Annotated in this window: 9 protein-coding genes; 3 read left to right on the plus strand and 6 right to left on the minus strand. The window is 68.7% G+C overall.

What is annotated here, in order from left to right:
* Window positions 1-17: 17 nt before the first annotated feature.
* The 3 genes from OV208_RS15025 to dnaE all read right to left on the minus strand — a co-directional run bounded on the left by OV208_RS15025 (window position 18) and on the right by dnaE (window position 9,452).
* The gene (locus tag OV208_RS15025) at window positions 18-4,955 is read right to left on the minus strand and encodes a lamin tail domain-containing protein (protein ID WP_267574513.1); all 4,938 of its coding nucleotides are present in this window, start codon (window positions 4,953-4,955) and stop codon (window positions 18-20) included.
* 126 nt (window positions 4,956-5,081) lie between these two features.
* Window positions 5,082-5,885: an SDR family oxidoreductase gene (locus OV208_RS15030; RefSeq protein ID WP_267574514.1), complete on the minus strand. Its 804-nt coding sequence runs from the start codon at window positions 5,883-5,885 to the stop codon at window positions 5,082-5,084.
* A 21-nt stretch (window positions 5,886-5,906) separates the two neighbouring features.
* Entirely contained in the window at window positions 5,907-9,452 is a 3,546-nt protein-coding gene (dnaE, locus tag OV208_RS15035; RefSeq protein ID WP_267574515.1) for a DNA polymerase III subunit alpha, read from the minus strand.
* 248 nt (window positions 9,453-9,700) lie between these two features.
* Between dnaE and OV208_RS15040 the strand changes: the two genes are divergently transcribed.
* Window positions 9,701-11,803 carry a sulfatase gene (locus OV208_RS15040; RefSeq protein ID WP_267574516.1) on the plus strand — a complete coding sequence of 701 codons (2,103 nt, stop codon included), beginning with the start codon at window positions 9,701-9,703 and terminating at the stop codon, window positions 11,801-11,803.
* Window positions 11,804-12,558: 755 nt separating this feature from the next.
* On the opposite strand, the gene OV208_RS15045 is transcribed toward OV208_RS15040, so the two are convergent.
* Both OV208_RS15045 and OV208_RS15050 read right to left on the minus strand, forming a co-directional pair.
* Complete coding sequence (locus OV208_RS15045; RefSeq protein WP_267574517.1) at window positions 12,559-13,422, minus strand: pirin family protein; 864 nt, start codon at window positions 13,420-13,422, stop codon at window positions 12,559-12,561.
* Window positions 13,423-13,432: 10 nt separating this feature from the next.
* Window positions 13,433-14,527, minus strand: a complete 1,095-nt coding sequence (locus tag OV208_RS15050; protein ID WP_267574518.1) for an alkene reductase — start codon at window positions 14,525-14,527, stop codon at window positions 13,433-13,435.
* Between the two features lie 55 nt (window positions 14,528-14,582).
* Between OV208_RS15050 and OV208_RS15055 the strand changes: the two genes are divergently transcribed.
* A complete protein-coding gene (locus tag OV208_RS15055) occupies window positions 14,583-15,542 on the plus strand; it encodes an AraC family transcriptional regulator (protein ID WP_267574519.1) in 960 nt (319 codons plus the stop codon).
* Here the strand turns inward: OV208_RS15055 and OV208_RS15060 are convergent.
* Window positions 15,484-16,425 (minus strand): CPBP family intramembrane glutamic endopeptidase, encoded by a 942-nt coding sequence (locus OV208_RS15060; protein WP_267574520.1) that lies wholly within the window; start codon window positions 16,423-16,425, stop codon window positions 15,484-15,486. The genes OV208_RS15055 and OV208_RS15060 overlap by 59 nt on opposite strands.
* Window positions 16,426-16,665: 240 nt before the next feature.
* Between OV208_RS15060 and OV208_RS15065 the strand changes: the two genes are divergently transcribed.
* The gene (locus OV208_RS15065; protein WP_267574521.1) at window positions 16,666-17,118 is read left to right on the plus strand and encodes a Spy/CpxP family protein refolding chaperone; all 453 of its coding nucleotides are present in this window, start codon (window positions 16,666-16,668) and stop codon (window positions 17,116-17,118) included.
* Window positions 17,119-17,213: the final 95 nt, after the last annotated feature.

Raw genomic sequence — 17,213 nt, forward strand, 5'->3', positions numbered from 1 at the left:
GTGGTACGGCGAAGGCTTCAGTAGAACTCGAGTGGGCTTGTGGAGTTCTGCGGCTGCCGTGCCGCGCGGGTCACGAAGTCCACGGAGTTGTTGTCCGTGTCCTGCCCATTGCCGCGCGAAGCGTCCGCGCCGCCCACGGCCAGGGTGGCGGAGGTGGACGTGGACACCGCCTTGCGCTCCAGGCTTCCACCCACCGCCGGATGGCTGGGGGCCGCGGTGCCTTCGGGGGAATTCCCGGTGCCGTACCCCAGCTTGTCCACGTCCACGTACGTCCCGCTCACGAGGCGCTGCACGCGGACGTGGCCTCCAGCCGTCGTGGAGGCAGAGGCGTCGAAGGTGTACGAGACATCCGCGGGGGTCGTGCCACCGCCGCTGTAGTTCGCCCCAGCCAGGAGGAAGTATCCGTGGGCGCGAATGACCTTCCCGGCCGGAATGGTGACGGTGGAGCTCCAGGTGGTCCCGGTGGCCGACTTGTAGCTGACCTGCCAGTTGGACAGGTCCACGTCTGAGTTCGTCGGGTTGTAGAGTTCGATGAACTCATCCGTCGCGGCCGTACCTGAGCCGTTGCCCCCGCTGAACTCGCTGATGACCACGTGGTTCGTCAACGGCGGCTTGCCCACCGTCACCGAGCCGTAGGTGCCAGCCGGCGGCACGGCGATACCGTTCTGATCGCAGTACACCCACGGCGCGCCCGCATCCGTGAACCGGTAGCGGAAGCCATAGCGGTACGTGCCAGCGGTGGGGATGCTCAGTGACGCCTTCATCTCGTCGTTGTTGGAAATCGACGGGGCGTAGCCCGCGTTGGGGGTCGCGGACGTCCAGGTCCAGCCCGCAGGGTTGGTCGCGTCCGCGCCGTAACCCAGTTGCGCCTCGATGCGCGGGTAGAAGTCATTGCCGTTCTGGTTCCGGGTGGTGACGTCGAAGCTGTAGAACTGGCTGAAGATGTCGTAGGCGACGTTGGGAGCGATGCTCGCCGGGTAGTCGGGGCCGGACGGGAACGTCTTCGGGTACTGGATGGCGCAGTAGTTCAGCGGCTTCTCGACGTTCAGCCCGCAGTCGTCGTTGGGCAGGTGCGGCGTTCCACGGTCACCGCCCTCCAGGAATCCGGATGAATCACACCAATACCAGGGCCGGGCGCTGCCCTCCGTGCCCACGATGCTGGACGCGAGGCTCATCGCGCGGCCGGTCGTCTGCGGGAAGGCGTTCGTGTAGCTCAGGCTGGTCACCGTCGTCGTGCCCTGCTGGAGGGTGATGGAGCCGGTGTTGTCCATGAACACATCCAAGCCGTACGAGTCGTTCGCGTACACGCCCCCGTTCCTGCCCGGGTGCGCGTCCTGCGCAAGCACCACCCGGTCGCCCGGAGCCACCAGCAGCCCGATGCCATGCTGCACCGTGAAGCCAGAGGTCCCGCCCACGCTGTCCACGAAGGACACCGCCATGGAGTGCAGGTTCAAGAGCTTCGAGCTGACGTTGGTCAGCTCCAGGTACTCGGTCGTCCCGACGGACGGCGAGTGCATCACCTCCGACACGGCCAGCTCGCCCGCACCCGGAGGCGGCGCCGTGGCGCATGCCGCCGCGTAACAGACGGCATTCGCGCCGGGGCAAGCCAGGAGCTCCATTTCACCGTCCTGGCAGGTCGGCATGCCCGACACCACCACGCACACCGACGTGAAGATCTCCAGGGACGTGCCGTCCTCCGCGCAGTACGGAGGAAGAGGCGTGCACACGTAGCCGTCGCAAGGGTTGGTGGTGCTGGCGCTCGCGGTGGCGAGCGCGCTGCCGTTGCCCACACCGTCGAAGGTCTTCAGCGCGAAGAAGTACGTCGTCGCCGCATCCAGGCCGGAGACGGTGAAGGACTCCGCCGTGCCCGGAGCCTGGGGCGCGGATATGCCCGTCGCCGCCGTGGCCGCGTCGAAGTTCGCCTCGGTGATGGCCGCCTTGGCGTAGCGAACCTCGTAGCGCGTCGCCGTGCCCAGGTCGCCGTCGTCGCCCGGGGCCGCCCAGTCCAGGCGGATGCTGGAGCCGGACGGCGCGCTCGCCGTGAAGCCCTGCGCGACGGCCGGAGCCACCGCGTCGGTGATGATCAGGTCTCCGGACGTGGTGACCGCCAGGGCGTCCGCGTCCGCTTCAAACTGATACGTGCCGTCGTCATTCACGATGAGGCCAGCGAAGGTCGCCACGCCATCCACGGTGGTGTTCGTGGGGTTCGCCAGAGAGAAGCTGCCGCCCGCGAGCGCCAGCGTCACGTCCGTCGGGATGTCGCTGACGGTGTTGCCATACGCATCCCGCAGCGCCACCTGCACGTCCGCCAGCGCCTGCCGCACCGAACCTGTGGTGGGCGCGGAGATGAACACCAGCGTGTCGATGGCCGCCGGCACGATGGAATAGGTGTGCGTCCCCTTCAGCGCCGTCTCCACCACGTCCTGCGCGACGACCTCCTGGGCTCCAGCGGTGAACAGCTCCACGCTGAACGTGTGCCGACCCTCGTCCACCAGGGTGAACGTGTAGGCGCCGGGCAGCACCGCCTGGCCGTCCGAGGACGTGAACGTCACCGTGGAGGCGTAGTCCTTCGCGACGTTGCCGTAGGTGTCTCGCGCCACCAGCTCGTAGCTCAGCGCATGCCCCGCGACGAACGGACCGGCCTCCGCGATGACCTGGAAGGACACGGCCGACGTGGAGCGCACATCGGCGTCCACCGTGGCGGTGAGGGCCGGCGTGACGGTGTCCGTGGCGGTGAGCGACTGCGTCCCCGCCGTCTTGAACACCACGCCCGTGAGGTGCTTCTGCCCCCGGTCCGCCGCCGTGAAGGTCGTGTCCGGAGGCAACACCGCCTGCGCATCCGAGGACGTGAAGTGCACCGTGCCGGTGTAGTCCAGCAGCAGGTTACCGAACGCGTCCGTCAGCGCCACGCTCACCTCCACCGCGCTGCCCGCGTCAATCGGGTCATTGAAGGGCGACAGCACCAGCTCCGCCGCCGGTCCCGCGCGCACGGTGAAGGCGTTGCTCGTCTGGCTGAGCGACCCCGCCGTGGCGGTGAACTTGAACGTGTCCGCCGTGTCCACGCGCAGCCCCTGGAACGAGGCCACGCCGTTGACCGCCGCCACCGTCACCGCCGCGAAGGAGGGCTGACCCACCAGCGTCAGCGTCACCGTGGTGGTCGCCGTGGGGACGACATCCCCGCGCGCGTCCTGGAGCGCCACGCGGACCTCCGCGAGCGCCGTGCCCGCCGTGCCGTCCACGGGCTGCTGCACGAACGCCAGCTGCGTCACCTGCGGATCCGCCGTGGACACCGCGAGGCTGTCCGACCGCGTGGAGCTGCCCCGCTTGTCCGTCGCCTTCAGCGCCACGTGGTACGTCGTGCCCGCCGCGAGCCCCGTCAGCGTCGCGGACTGCACCGAGCCCGGAGGCACCGGGCTGCCAGTGGTCACCAGCGTGCCCGCCGCGAAGTCCGCGTCCGTGGTGATGGGGGCCGTCGCGTAGCGCAGCTCCTGCGCCGTCAGCGTGCCCTGGGTGCCGTCATCGCCTACGCCCGTCCACTGCACCGTGAGGCCCGTCTCCGTCGCCGCCGTCTGCGTCAGCACCGGCTTCGCGGGCGGCACGTCGTCCACCACCTCGATGTTGGCGCTGTCCGCATCCGACATCCCGTCCGCGAAGGCGACCAGGTGCGTGGTGCCATGGCCCGCCACGCTCAGCGTCGTGAACGTCGCGACGCCCTCCACCGGCACCGCCTCCGGCGTACCCGACAGCGTGAACCCCGCCTGCGGCAGCGACAGCTTCACCGTCGGCGCGTTCACCTTGGCCATGTTGCCGAAAGCGTCCTTCAACTGGACCGCCACGGTGCCCAGGGGCTCGCGCGTCGATACGCGCGTGGGCTGCTGCGTGAAGACGAGCAGCGTGGGAGGCCCGGCAGCCACGTCCACCGTCAGGGTGAACGCGATGGCGCTCGTGCCGTCGTCAATCATCAGCCGCTGGCGTCCGGCGGTCTGGAAGGTGACGCCCGCGAAGGTGTGCGTCCCCTCGTCCGCGGCCGTGTACACATGGCCAGCGGGCAGCGTCGCGGCAGCGTCCGTGGACGTCAGCGTCACCGTGCCCGTGTAGTCCGTCACGGTGTTGAAGTACGCGTCCTGCACCGTCACCTGGAGGTCCTGCGCCACGCCCGCCACCGCGGACTCCAGCAGCGTGTTGTAGGCCAGGGCCGCCGGGACGTTGGGGACCACCTTGAAGAAGGTGCTCGCGGCCGGCTCGAAGCCGGGGGCGCTCGCGATGAAGTGGTAGTTGGCGCCCGCCCGCTTCAGCACCACGTCCGGGAAGGTGGCCACGCCGCTCACCGCCGTCACCGTCAGCAGGCCCTCCGGGAAGACAATGCCCCCGGAACCCAGCGACAGCGTCACCTCCGCCGTGGCGTCGGAGATGGGATTCCCGTTGGCGTCCTGGAGGACGACCTCCAGGACGCTCAATGCAACGCCCGCCACGCCATCCGCCAGGGTCTGCCGGAACGCGAGCCGCGACGCCGTGGGGTCGATGAACGCCACCGTGGCGGAGGCGGTGAGCGCCACCATCTTCCCGTCCACGTCCTTCACCGACGCAGTCACCGTCTTCACGCCCGTCGCCGTCGACGTCACCCTCGCCTGCGTCTCGCCGGTGACGCCCGTCGTCTCCGGCTGCGCCACGACGGAGGCACCGTCGCCCTCCACCGTCACCGTCACCGCGCGCCCGGACATCCGCGAGCCGTCCTTGCGCAGCACCGTCACCGTCACGGTGGCTGCGTCCTGGCCGTTCGCGAGCACCCCCGAGGGCCGGTCCACCGCCACCGTGGAGGCCGCCGCGTCCACCACGCCCTCCACCAAGGGCGGAGGCTGCGGGGGATTTCCAGAGTCGCTACAGCCCAGCGACAAACCCAGACACAGCACGCTCAAACCCAGACAGCGGGCGAGCAGTTCAAAACGTCGGGACATGAAGGTCTCCGTCCAGCGGGACACCGCCGCGCGGCAGGAACTGCCTGCGCGGGGTGCACCACTTTCTAGCAGACATTCCCCGGCCTCATGAAAGTGAGGCCGGAACATTGCAGCTCAACTGAATACTCAGCCGTTCATCGCCTGGAGGAGCGCGGCGCCGCCCAGCAGGGACTGGCCGCCGTCGCACACCATGATGGAGCCGGTGATGAAGGACGCCGCGTCCGAGGACAGGAACAGGGCCAGCCGGGAGATGTCCTCCGGGGTGCCGAAGCGCTGTAGCGGCAGGGCCTCGGCCAGCTTTTGCCGGGAATCCTCGGAAGGCGCGAGCCGGCTCATGCCTTCCGTGCCTTCGATGGGGCCGGGGGTGATGGCATTGACGCGTACGCCCGCGCCGCCCCATTCGATGGCGAGCACGCGGGTGAGCATGTCCACGCCGGCCTTGGCGGCGCACACGTGAGCCTGCATGGCCATGGGCAGGTACGCCTGGGGCGCGGAGATGGTGATGACGGACGCGCCCGGCTTGCGCAGGTGTTCGAAGGCGGCGCGCGACACGTTGAACGTGCCCAGCACGTCGATGTCCATCACCGCCTTGAAGCCGTTGGAGGACATGCCCAGCGCGGGCGCGGGGAAGTTGCCGGCGGCGCCGCACACCAGGATGTCGATCTCACCGAACGCGTCCCGCACCTGCTGGAGGGACTTCTCCACGGACGCGTAGTCGCGCACGTCGGCGGCCACGCCCATCGCGGTGCCGTGGGCCTGGAGGCCCTTCACCGCGCCCTCCAGCTTCTCCACGTTGCGGCCGTTGATGGCCACCTTCGCGCCCGCCTTCACGAACGCGGTGGCGATACCGAGGTTGATGCCACTGCTGCCGCCGGAGATGAAGGCCGTCTTGCCCTTGAGCAGCCCGTCCTTGAACACGCCATCCGCCATGGAGTCGCTCCTTCTTTCAAATCAGCCGAACTCCACGACCTTCTGCCCGAAGAGCTTGTCCACCGCGAGCAGCAAGTCATCATTCACCTGCACCTTGAGCGTGGTGCCGGAGATGTGCGCTTCGGCCTCCCCGGGGAACAGCACGCTCACGGCCACCGGCGTCGCGCCGGCATACTTCTTCGCCAGCTCGTTGAGCTTCGCCAGCCGCTCCTCGGTGACGACGTCCGCGGGCAGGCGCAGCTCCAGCCGCTTGGTGCGCTTTTCCCGCACGGACTTGAGGCTCTGGATGTCGTCGACGATGAGCTCCGCGGTGGGCGTGTTCTCGTCGCGCTGCGAAATCTGCACGGTGCCCGTCACCAGGATGGGGTCGTCCGACTTGAGCAGGTGCTCCCACTGCTCGTAGCCCGGCTTGGGTCCCTGCTTGGACCACTTGCCGTCCTTGCCCATCACGTTGCGCGTGCCGTCCTTGCCCGGGAAGCACACCAGCTCCGTGGAGCCGGACAGGTCTTCAATGGTCACCCACGCCATGCGCTTGCCCGTCTTGGTGGGGCGCTCGCGCAGCACGGTGATGATGCCCGCCACGGTGAGCTTCTCGTCGCGGCGCGCGCGCTGCACGGCGGTGATGGGCCGCGCGTAGCGCTTCAATTCCTTCTCATACTGGTACAGCGGGTGGCCGGACACGTAGAAGCCGATGGACTCCTTCTCGAAGGCCAGGCGCTCCTTCTCCGGCCACTCCTCCACCGCCGCGTAGTCGTCCTTGAGGCCGGTGCCGGCGGTGGCCGGGCCGGTGAGCATGCCGAACAGCGAGCTCTGGCCGGCGGCCCGGTCCTTCTGACTGGCGGAGCCGCGGTTCATCGCGCGCTCGATGGTTTCAAAGAGCTGCGCGCGGGGGCGCTTCTCGAAGTCGAAGGAGCCCGCCTTCACCAGCGCTTCCAGCACCTTGCGGTTGACGCGGCGGCCGTCCACGCGCTCGCAGAAGTCGAAGAGGCTCTTGAAGGGGCCTTCCTTGCGCGCCTCCAGGATGGACTCGATGGCGCCCTCGCCCACGCCCTTGATGGCGCCCAGCCCGAAGCGGATCTTCCCTTCCACCGCGCCGAACGCGAGGTCGGACAGGTTCACGTCCGGCGGCAGCACCTGCGTGCCCGACTCGCGGGCCTCGCCGATGTGCTTCACCACCTTGTCGGTGTTGTCCTTCTCGCTGGTGAGAAGGGCGGCCATGAATTCGCACGGGTAGTGGGCCTTGAGCCACGCCGTGTGGATGGTGACCAGGCCGTACGCCGCGGAGTGGCTCTTGTTGAAGCCGTACTCGGCGAACTTCTCCATCAGGTCGAAGATTTCGCCCGCGACCTTCAGGTCCACGTTGTTGGTCTTGCAGCCCTCCATGAAGCCGGCGCGCTCGGCTTGCATGACCTCGGCCTTCTTCTTGCCCATGGCGCGGCGAAGCAGGTCCGCGCGGCCCAGGGTGTAGCCACCCAGGACCTGCGAAATCTGCATCACCTGCTCCTGGTACACGATGACGCCGTAGGTGTCCTTGAGGACGGGCTCCAGGTTCGGGTGCGGATACGACACCTTCTCCCGGCCGTGCTTGCGGTTGATGAAGACGTCCACCATGCCGGCGTCCAGCGGACCCGGGCGGTAGAGCGCGCCTGCGGCGATGACGTCTTCGAAGCAGGACGGCTTGAGCTTCATCACCATTTCGGTGAAGCCGCTGGACTCCATCTGGAAGACGCCGGCCGTGTCGCCCTTGGCCATCAGCGCCCACATCTCCGGGTCGGTGAGCGGAATTTCGTGCCGCTTGATGTCCTTGCCGTGGTTGCGGTTCACCAGGTCCAACGCGTGCTGGATGACGGTGAGCGTCTTCAGGCCCAGGAAGTCGAACTTCACCAGGCCCGCGGCCTCTACCTCGTCCTTGGCGAACTGGGTGATGAGGATCTTCTCGCCCGGGGGCGAGTAGACGGGCACGAACTCCCACAGCGGCTTGTCGGCGATGACGACGCCGGCCGCGTGCATGCCGGGCTGCCGGTGCAGGCCCTCCAGCGCGAGCGCGATTTCGAGCACGTCCTTGGTGGTGACGGGGTTGCCCTCCACCTCACCGATGTTCGCGGGCTTCTCGAGCATCTCCTTGAGGCGAGGCTCCATTTCGATGGCCTCCTTCAGGGAGATGTTGAGCACTTCGGGCACCAGCTTCGCGATGCGGTCGCCTTCGCTGAAGGGCAGGCCGAAGACGCGGCACACGTCGCGCAGCACGCTCTTGGCCTTGAGCGAACCGAACGTGATGATCTGCCCCACGTTCATCTCGCCGTACTTGCGGCCCACGTACTTGATGACCTCGTCGCGCCGGTCCTGGCAGAAGTCGATATCGAAGTCCGGCATCGACACGCGCTCCGGGTTGAGGAAGCGCTCGAAGAGGAGGTTGTACGGGATGGGATCCAGGTCGGTGATGCGCAGCGCGTAGGCCACGAGCGACCCTGCGCCGGAGCCTCGGCCCGGGCCCACCGGGATGTTCTGAGCCTTCGCCCAGTTGATGAAGTCCTGGACGATGAGGAAGTAGCCGCTGAAGCCCATGCGCTGGATGACGCCCAGCTCCAGGGTGAGGCGGTCTTTGTACTGCTGATGGTCGATGGGGTACTGGTGCCGCAGCTCCTCGAAGCGCTGGCGCAGGCCTTCGTAGGACAGCTCCGCCATGAAGGAGTCCGGGGTGTGGCTGTCGGGCACCTTGAACGTGGGGAGCATGGGCTTGCCCAGCTTCAGCTCCACGTTGCACTGCTCGGCGATGCGCTGGGTGTTGTGGACGGCCTCGGGCGTGTCCTTGAAGAACTCCAGCATCTCCGTGGGGCTCGTCACGTAGAGCTTGTCGGTGGAGTGGCGCAGGCGCTTGCTGTCCGCGAGCGTCTTGCCGCTGGCGATGCACATGAGCAGCTCGTGCGCCCGGGCGTCCTCGCGCTTGATGTAGTGCGCGTCCGCGGTGGCGACGAGCGGGACGTCGATGTCGCGCGAGAGCTGCTTGAGGTTCTCGTTCGCCTTGTCCTGCTCGGGCATCCCGTTGGATTGGATCTCCAGGAAGAACTGCCCGGGCTCGAAGATGTTCTTGTACTCGGTGGCGGCGCGGCGGGCGTGGTCCATGTCGCCGCGGAAGCACGCGCTCGTCACTTCACCGCCCAGGCACGCGGTGAGCCCGAAGAGGCCCTTGCTGTGCTTCGCCAGCACCTCCTTGTCGATGCGCGGGTGGTAGTAGAACCCGTTCATGTACGCGGTGGAGGACAGGTAGCGCAGGTTCGCGTAGCCCTCCTCGTTCTTCGCCAGGAGGATGAGGTGGTGGGCCACCTTCTCCGACCGGTCCTCGCGCCCCTTGGGGCCGGCGACGTAGGCCTCCAGGCCGAGGATGGGCTTGATGCCGGCGTCCTTCGCCTTCTTGTAGAAGTCGATGGTGCCGAACATGTTGCCGTGGTCCGTGACGGCCACGCTCGACATGCCCTTTTCCTTCACCGTCTTGATGAGGTCCTTCATCCGGATCGCCCCATCGAGCAGCGAATAGAGGGTGTGGAGGTGAAGGTGGGTAAAGGACATGAGCGTCAGGTTCCCGGAGTGAAGAAGGAGGCGCCTGAACACTAGAGCCCGCCTCCCCTGCTCGCCAGTCCAGTGACAGGGCCAGCGGTTTTCGAAGGACCTCCCACGTCCAGGGGAGCGGATGCCCGGTCTGGAAAACACCCGGAGCGGAATCGAAGCCTCCTCGCCGTCCGGGCGTGTGCATTCGGACCCTCGTCCCGCCCTCCCAGGGGTGCCGGGCGTGGGATTCGTGCCCACGCTGCCCCAGGATGCCCGCCACCGCCGCCCGTCCACCGACGCTCGCCCGTGCCCTCCTGCTGGGCTGCCGGGCGGGCCTGCTCGTCTTCCTGGTGCTCTACACGCTGTGCGCCCTGTTGAATATGCAACTGGGTTACCAGGGCAACGAGAGCCGCATCGTCACCGACTGGGTGTGGGCCGAGTGGCGCGACGTGGTGCTGTGGCAGGTGGCCCGGTTGCTCGCGGCGTATTGCACGGTGGGCCTGGTGCTGGGGGCCCTTCTGGGCGCCGGGCTGTGGGCGGCCCAGCGCAGCCGGCGCGTGGTGTTCTGGGGCAGCGGCCTGGGGTGCCTGGTGGTGGAGGGGATGCTGGTGCTGGGGGACATGGCGCGGCATCCGCACGTGTACGCGGCGACGCTCTATGCGCGCTCGGAGGTGACGGCGGCGCTGCTCCGGGGCGTGAGCGGGACGCAGCCTTCGGGTTGGTACATGGCGGCACTGGTGCTGCCGGTGTTGAGCGTGCTGGCGGTGGTGGCGCGAGGGTTGGCCCAGACGCCGCGCTGGCGTGGGGTGCTGGGCGGGACGGCCGCCGCGGTCGTGGTGGCGGGGTTCACGGGCCTGGGCCTGACGCGGGCGGGGAATGGCGCGGACGCTTCGACGCCGGCGCGGCCGAACCTGCTCATCCTGGCGTCGGATGGGCTGCGGCCGGACCACCTGTCGGGCAACGGGTACTCGCGGGCCACGTCACCGAACATCGACCGGTTGATGGACGAGGGCACGCGCTTCGATGACACGGTGGTGCAGGTGCCGCGCACCGCGCCTTCGTGGACGACGCTGCTGACGTCGCAGTGGGCGGGCGAGCACCCGGTGACGCACACGCTGGTGGGCCGCGAGGCGCGCGAAGCGAAGCTCACCACGCTGGCCACGGTGCTGGAGGCGCAGGGCTACCGCACGGCGGTGGTGGCGGACTACGCGGGCGACCACTTCTCCCGCTTCGACTACGGTTTCCAGCAGGTGTCCGCGCCGGACTTCCGCTTCCCGGATCTCATCCGTCAGCGGATGCTCATCACCAACGTGGCGCTGCTGCCGTGGACAGCGCTGGCGCCAGGACTGTTTCCGGAGCGGGGCCAGTTCCCGGAGCTGACCGACCCTGCGCCCTTGCGAGCGCGGGTGCGCCGCACGCTGGAGGGATTGCCGGAGGAAGCGCCGTTCGCGCTGGTGGTCTTCGCGTCGTCCACGCACTTCCCGTACGCCGCGCCGTGGCCGCAGGAGGGCCGGTTCGTGGAGCGGGGATACCGGGGGCCGTGGCGCTTCGGGGCGACGCCTCGGATGGAGGTGGATCCGGAAGCGCCCACGACCACGCCCGAGGACGTGGCGGCGCTGGGCGCGAACTACGACGCGAGGGTACGCACGTTCGACGGGTTCGTGGGAAGCCTGCGCAAGGACCTGGAGCGGCGTGGGCGGTGGGACGACACGCTGGTGGTGCTGCTGTCGGACCACGGCGAGCACCTGGAGGACGAGGGCCTGGGACAGGGCCATGGTGACCACCTGTGGGGACGCTCCGCGCTGCGCATCCCGTTCGTGGTGCGGCTGCCCGGGCAGGTCGCGGCGGGGCGCACGGTGACGCAGCGGGCGCGTTCGCTGGATGTGGCGCCCACGTTGCTGGACCTGCTGGGCGTGAACGCGCCGGAGTCGTTCCGGGGCCGCTCGCTCGCGTCGTTGGTCCGCCCCGGACCGGAGCCCCGGCCGCTGCCGGATGTGCCCGCGCTCATCGAGACGGACTTGTGGTTCAGCGACCGCGACGGACAGCCGTACCAGACCGTGCGCATCCCCTACCCGTGGATCTACGAGACGGCCACGGTGGAGCGGGACACGGGGGAGATTTCACTCAAGCCCGAATGGGAAGGCACCGTGCTCCGCGCGCGGCACCGGGGGCTGTACCTGGGACGGTGGAAGCTCCTGGAACTTCCCACGCCGGAAGGGGTGGTGGTGCAGCTCTTCGACGTGACGGCGGACCCGGAGGAGAAGCGCGACGTGGCGGGGGACTTCCCCAACGTGGTGGCCGCGATGCGCGCGAAGCTCGCGGCGGAGCTGCCGGACCTCTCCGGAGAAGAACGGAATCCGAGGGTCCGTTGACGGCCCGCGCAGAGGCCAATCAGGTCGCCAGAAAATCGTGACCGAATCTCGCGAACCGAAGTGATCCGCGCGGACGCGCGTCTTGCGGAGCACCGCCGTGGGCTGTGGCGCAGCGCTGAAGCGGACGCCAGGGCGGGTCCTTGGGCGGAGGCGTCCCGCCAGGCACCCTTCACGCCGAACCTGTCCGACTGTCGGACAGGTTTGCGCCACCTGAAGCCACGGGCCGCGCCGAACCATCAAGGGGACGAGGACGGTGGGCCCTCGAGTCCATGTCAGACGCCTCTGCTCAGGTCGCAAAAGTTTGGATGAGGAGGGCGATGGGGATGAGGCGGATGGGACTCGTTGCGCAGGAGGAGGAGCAGTTCGAGCGAGAGCCCTGCGGGAGTGTGACGCGCGGGTGCTCCGACACACGCGGCCAGCGCTGCTGAAGGCGTGTGCTGAGCGGGTGTTCGAGCGATTCGTGCCCACCTTCCAGGAAGAGGCAGAGGAGGCCCGCTCCTTCGTGGAAGCGCGTTGTCCCGGCGCATCGCGTCCGCCACCGAGGACACCGTGGCGCTCTGTGCATGACGGCTCATGGCTTCCTCCCCCTGCACCGGGCGCATTTCCCCGGAGCAGGGTTCGGTGGTCGCTGGCTCAGGTGCGGCGGCAGCTCCAACGCCTGTTGCCGCGCCGCATCGGCTGCTGCCCCCTGTGCCTGCGCCGGATCAACGCTCGCGCGCCTCCTCGTGGGCCGTCACGCATATGACGGAGGAGGATCAGCGCGGAGGTGGGGCCGAGTAGCGACCGGAGCGGTATTCGCCCATCACCCGCAGGATGTCCTCGCGGGTGTCTCCGATGAACGGGCCATGGCTGACCAGCGGATCCCCCTGGGGCTGCCCTGCGTACAGCAGCGCCCGCGCCCGGGTGGTGCCGGCGATGCGAATGGAGCTTTCCCCACCGCCCTCCGGACGGTCCAACCAGCCCACCTGTCCGGGCCGCAGCGCCCTGCCCTCCGACCCCACCGCGAGCTCACCCTCCAGGACGTAGAAGAAGCCGTTGTACGAAGCGGGCAGGTCCTGCTCGATGCTCGCGCCCGGCTCCAGCAGGAACTCAGCGAGGGTGACAGGCACGTAGTTCTTCGTCTCCGACCGCACGGTTCCCGAGCTGCCGCTGTACAGCCGGACCTCCACCCCGGCCTCGCGCCGCACTGGGAGCGCTGCGTAGGGAATGTCCTGGTAGCTGGCGGGAACCCAGCGCTGCGCCTTGGGCAGCGTCAGCCACAGTTGGAGGATCCGCCCTTCGCCCGCGGAGTCCAGACCTTCACCGTGGATGACCCCGCTGCCGGCCGTCATCCACTGCGCGTCGCGCTCGCCCAGCCGCCCACTGTCGTGGCGCATCCCGCCCTTCTCCACGACGGTCACCGTCTCGAAGCCGGCGTGAGGGTGCGGCCCACCGATGGGCTTGCCGTTGATCCGGTCGTCCATCAACAGGATGAACGGATCCGACGCGGCGTAGTCCTCCGGCGAGATGACCGGCACCACCGTGTGCGCGGGCCCGAACTGTCCCGGCATCGGAGCGGGGAGGTCGATGATCCGGCCCAGGCGGCGCTCCACTCCCTGCTGTTGATTCAGGTTCGTCATGACGTCCGCCTCAGTGCAACGCCGGGTAGTCCGTGTAGCCCTTCTCCTCGCCACCGTAGAGGGTGGCGACATCCGGAGGGTTGAGCGGCGAATCGTTCCGGTAGCGCTCCGGCAGGTCCGGATTGGAGAGGAACGGCATGCCGTAGGAGACGAGGTCCGCTTCTCCCCGAGCGAGCGCCGCTTCACCGGTCCGTGCGTCGTAGCCGGCGTTGACGATGAGGGTGCCCTGATAGGCCTTGCGCAGCAGCGGCGTGATGCGCTGCTCCGGGGACGGCGCAGGCGCCATGTGGCCAGACACCGCCTCGGACACGTGCAGGTAGCCAATCCCCAGGCGGTCAAGTTCCCGGGCCAGATAGGTGAACGTCTCGACGGGGTTGGAGTCCTTCATTCCCACCATGGCGAACGACTGCGGCAGGATCCGGTAACCCACCCGCTCCGCGCCCCAGACGCCCGCCACCGCGCGGACCACCTCCAGCGGGAAGCGCGCCCGGTTCTCGATGCTGCCGCCGTAGGCATCGGTGCGCTGGTTGGATCCGTCCCGCAGGAACTGATCCAACAGGTAGCCGTTGGCGCCGTGCAGTTCGACTCCGTCGAAGCCCGCCTCCAGGGCGTTGCCCGCGCCGTGCCGGAACTGCTCCACGATGCCGGGAAGCTCCTCCAGTTCGAGCGCTCGCGGCGTCACCATGCGCGTGCGGCCCTTGGCCGTGAAGACCTCTCCGTCATGCCCGATGGCGGAGGGCGCCACCGGCAGCCGCCCGTCATGGAAGTCCGGATGCGACACGCGCCCGACGTGCCACAACTGGGCGTAGATGCGCCCGCCCGCCGCATGGACGGCCTCCGTCACGGTCCGCCAGCCCGCCACCTGTTCGGGTGAGTGGATGCCGGGCGTGCGGATGTACCCCACGCCCTGGGGGCTGACCTGGGTCCCCTCGGAGATGATGAGTCCCGCCGAAGCCCGCTGCGCGTAATAGGTCGCCGCCAGGGGGTTGGCCACGTTGCCGTCGACCTGCGCCCGGCTTCGCGTCATGGGCGCCATCACCATCCGGTTCTTCAGTTCGAGGCGGCCCAGGCGGAAGGAAGAGAAGAGCTTCGAGGTGTTTGCCATGGCCAGAGAATGCGAGGGCCGCTATGGACGTGCCATGGCATCCAGTCCAAAAGAATTGACCGATCGTCCAAGTGCACAGGACGAGCAGTTCGCGGACGTGCTCGCGGACGTGCTGGATTCCATGCGGCTGTCCACCGTCATGCACGGCCGCTTCGAGCTGCACGCGCCCTGGGGCATCCAGTTCCCCGCGAGCCCCGGGGCGCACATCGTCCTCATCGCGCGCGGCGGTGCTCGCCTGGAGGTCGAGGGCCTTGAGGAGGCAGTCTCCCTCTCGGCCGGCGACCTGGCCCTGCTCCCGCATGGTGGAGCGCACACGCTTCGCGATGCGGAAGGCAGCCCGCCCCACATCATCGGGCAGGGTGACTGCAAGCGGACCGGGGGGATCGGCTCGCTCCGGATGGGGGGTGACGGAGCCCGGACGGCCCTGGTCGCGAGCTCCTTCCGGCACGAAGTCACGCCCAGCACGCGGCTGTTCGATTCACTTCCGCGCCTCATCCACATCGCCGCGGACGACACCGCCACCACCCCCTCGCTCGCGTCGACCGTGCAGTTGCTCATCGCGGAGAGTGCTTCCTCCAGCCCGGGCGCGACCGTCGTGATGAGCCGGCTCGCGGACATCCTGCTCGTGCAGGCGATCCGGGCGCACATCGAGGGAGGTCAGTGTCAGGAGCATGGGTTGCGCGCGCTCGTGGATCCGCCGATAGGCAAGGCCCTCTCGCTCATCCACGAAAGGCCCACGGAGCCCTGGACCGTCGAGCGCCTCGCGACGGCCGTCGCCCTGTCACGGTCCGGCTTCGCCGCGCGCTTCAGCGCGCTCGTGGGAGAGCCGCCCCTGGAGTACCTGGCGCGGTGGCGGATGACGAAGGCCGCGCAGCTCCTGCGGGAGAGCACGCTTCCGCTGAGCGACGTCGCGACGGCCAGCGGCTACCATAGCGAGGCTTCGTTCAACCGGGCCTTCAAGCGCTGGGGTGGGAGTGCGCCAGGCGCGTACCGGCGCGACCACCGCCGGGCCTGAGCACCGCTACGGCGCCCACCGTCAGCAGGGTGCACACGACCAGCAGCGCCACGTGCGTGGAGGTCGACAGCTCGGTGGCGGACGACGCGAAGCGGGTCAGGAGGAAGGACGTCGCGTTGTTGAGGATGTGGACGAACACGGGCAGACGCACGCTGCCCGTGCGCTCCGCGAGCCAGCCCAGATACACGCCCAGCACCAGCGCCAGGGGGCTGTGGACCGGGTCCAGGTGCATGAAACCAAAGAGCGTCGCGGCCCCCATGATGCCGGCCTTCGGCCCCCAGCGCTGCACCAGCCGCGTCTGCACATAGCCCCGGAAGAACAGCTCCTCGCCCGTGCCCGCGACCAGCGTGCCGAAGAACATCAGCAGCGCGAACGTCCCCAGCGAGGCCTGGCTGGTGGCCTGCAATCCCTTCAGCGACGACGTCCAATCCCATACACCCGCGAGCACGCTCAGGCTCTCCATCGCCTGCCCCAGCGCGAAGCAGCCCACCAGCGCGGCCCCCCAGAGCCAGACAGGCAGGGAGGCCCCCGGGTTCAGCCGCAGCCGCTCGCGCAGCGGACGCGGGGACAGCCACCCGCCCAGCAGTGCGACGCCCAGCCCCGTGAGGCTCGACAGCATCACGCCCGCCACATGCAGCCAGGGCAACAGCTTGATCTGCTCCATCAGCGCCGTGAGGGCCGCGGCGTCCGGGGCCTTCACGCCGGTCCGGGCCATCTCCAACCCCACCGCGATGCCGGCGAAGACGGTGCCTCCAATGATGAGCGTCACCAACATGAGCACGAACGCGAGGAACACCGTCCACACACGCGGGCGTTCCGCGGTGGCCGGCGCTGGCAGCGGCGAAGGGACCTGGGTGGCGGAAGGTTCGGACTGGGAATCCATGGGTCTCGACGCTAATGCCAGCGCTCGACCAAGTCGAACGTTGGCCTCGGCTCTCACCAGGAACACCCGCTCACTTCGATTGGAAGTGCCCGCTTTGCTCCATCAGGTCGAAGATATCTCTCAGCTCCATCCGCCCTCTACACACTTCTTCACGCCCCGCTCAAACCCGCGCAATGGTCGGCTCGCATATTGGCTCCAGTCAGGAAGCGGAAACAAACCCCACGACTGGAGACTCACACCATGAAGAAGACGCTCGTCATCGCCGGTACCGCCGTTGTCGCCGTCACCCTGCTCACCGGCTTCGGCTTCGGCGGCCGCGGTGGTCACCACGGCTCGCCGGACCCGGAGCGCATCAAGCAGATGGTGACGTGGAAGCTGGACGACAAGCTGGATGACCTGGACGCCACCCAGGCGCAGCGCTCGTCCATCCACGCCGTGAAGGACCGCCTGCTCGCGGAAGGCCAGCAGCTCATGGAGGGACAGCAGGCCGTCCGCACGGAAGCGCTCGCCCAGCTCGAATCGCCGACGCCCGACGCCGCGAAGCTGCACGCGCTGGTGGACTCGCGCATCGACGCCTTCCGCGCCTTCGCCCACAAGGCGACGGACGCCGTGCTGGAGATGCACCGCACGCTGACGCCGGCCCAGCGCCAGGAGCTGGCCACCGAATACCGCGAGCGCACCGGCCAGAAGTAGGCCTCTTCCCCGAGCGGCCCGTCCTCTTCCCGGGGCGGGCCGCCCGGGTTGCGCTCCGGCTGACATATTCTTCGGAGCGGCTTGCTCCAACGTGG

Source organism: Corallococcus sp. bb12-1, assembly GCF_026626765.1.
Lineage (GTDB): Bacteria > Myxococcota > Myxococcia > Myxococcales > Myxococcaceae > Corallococcus > Corallococcus terminator.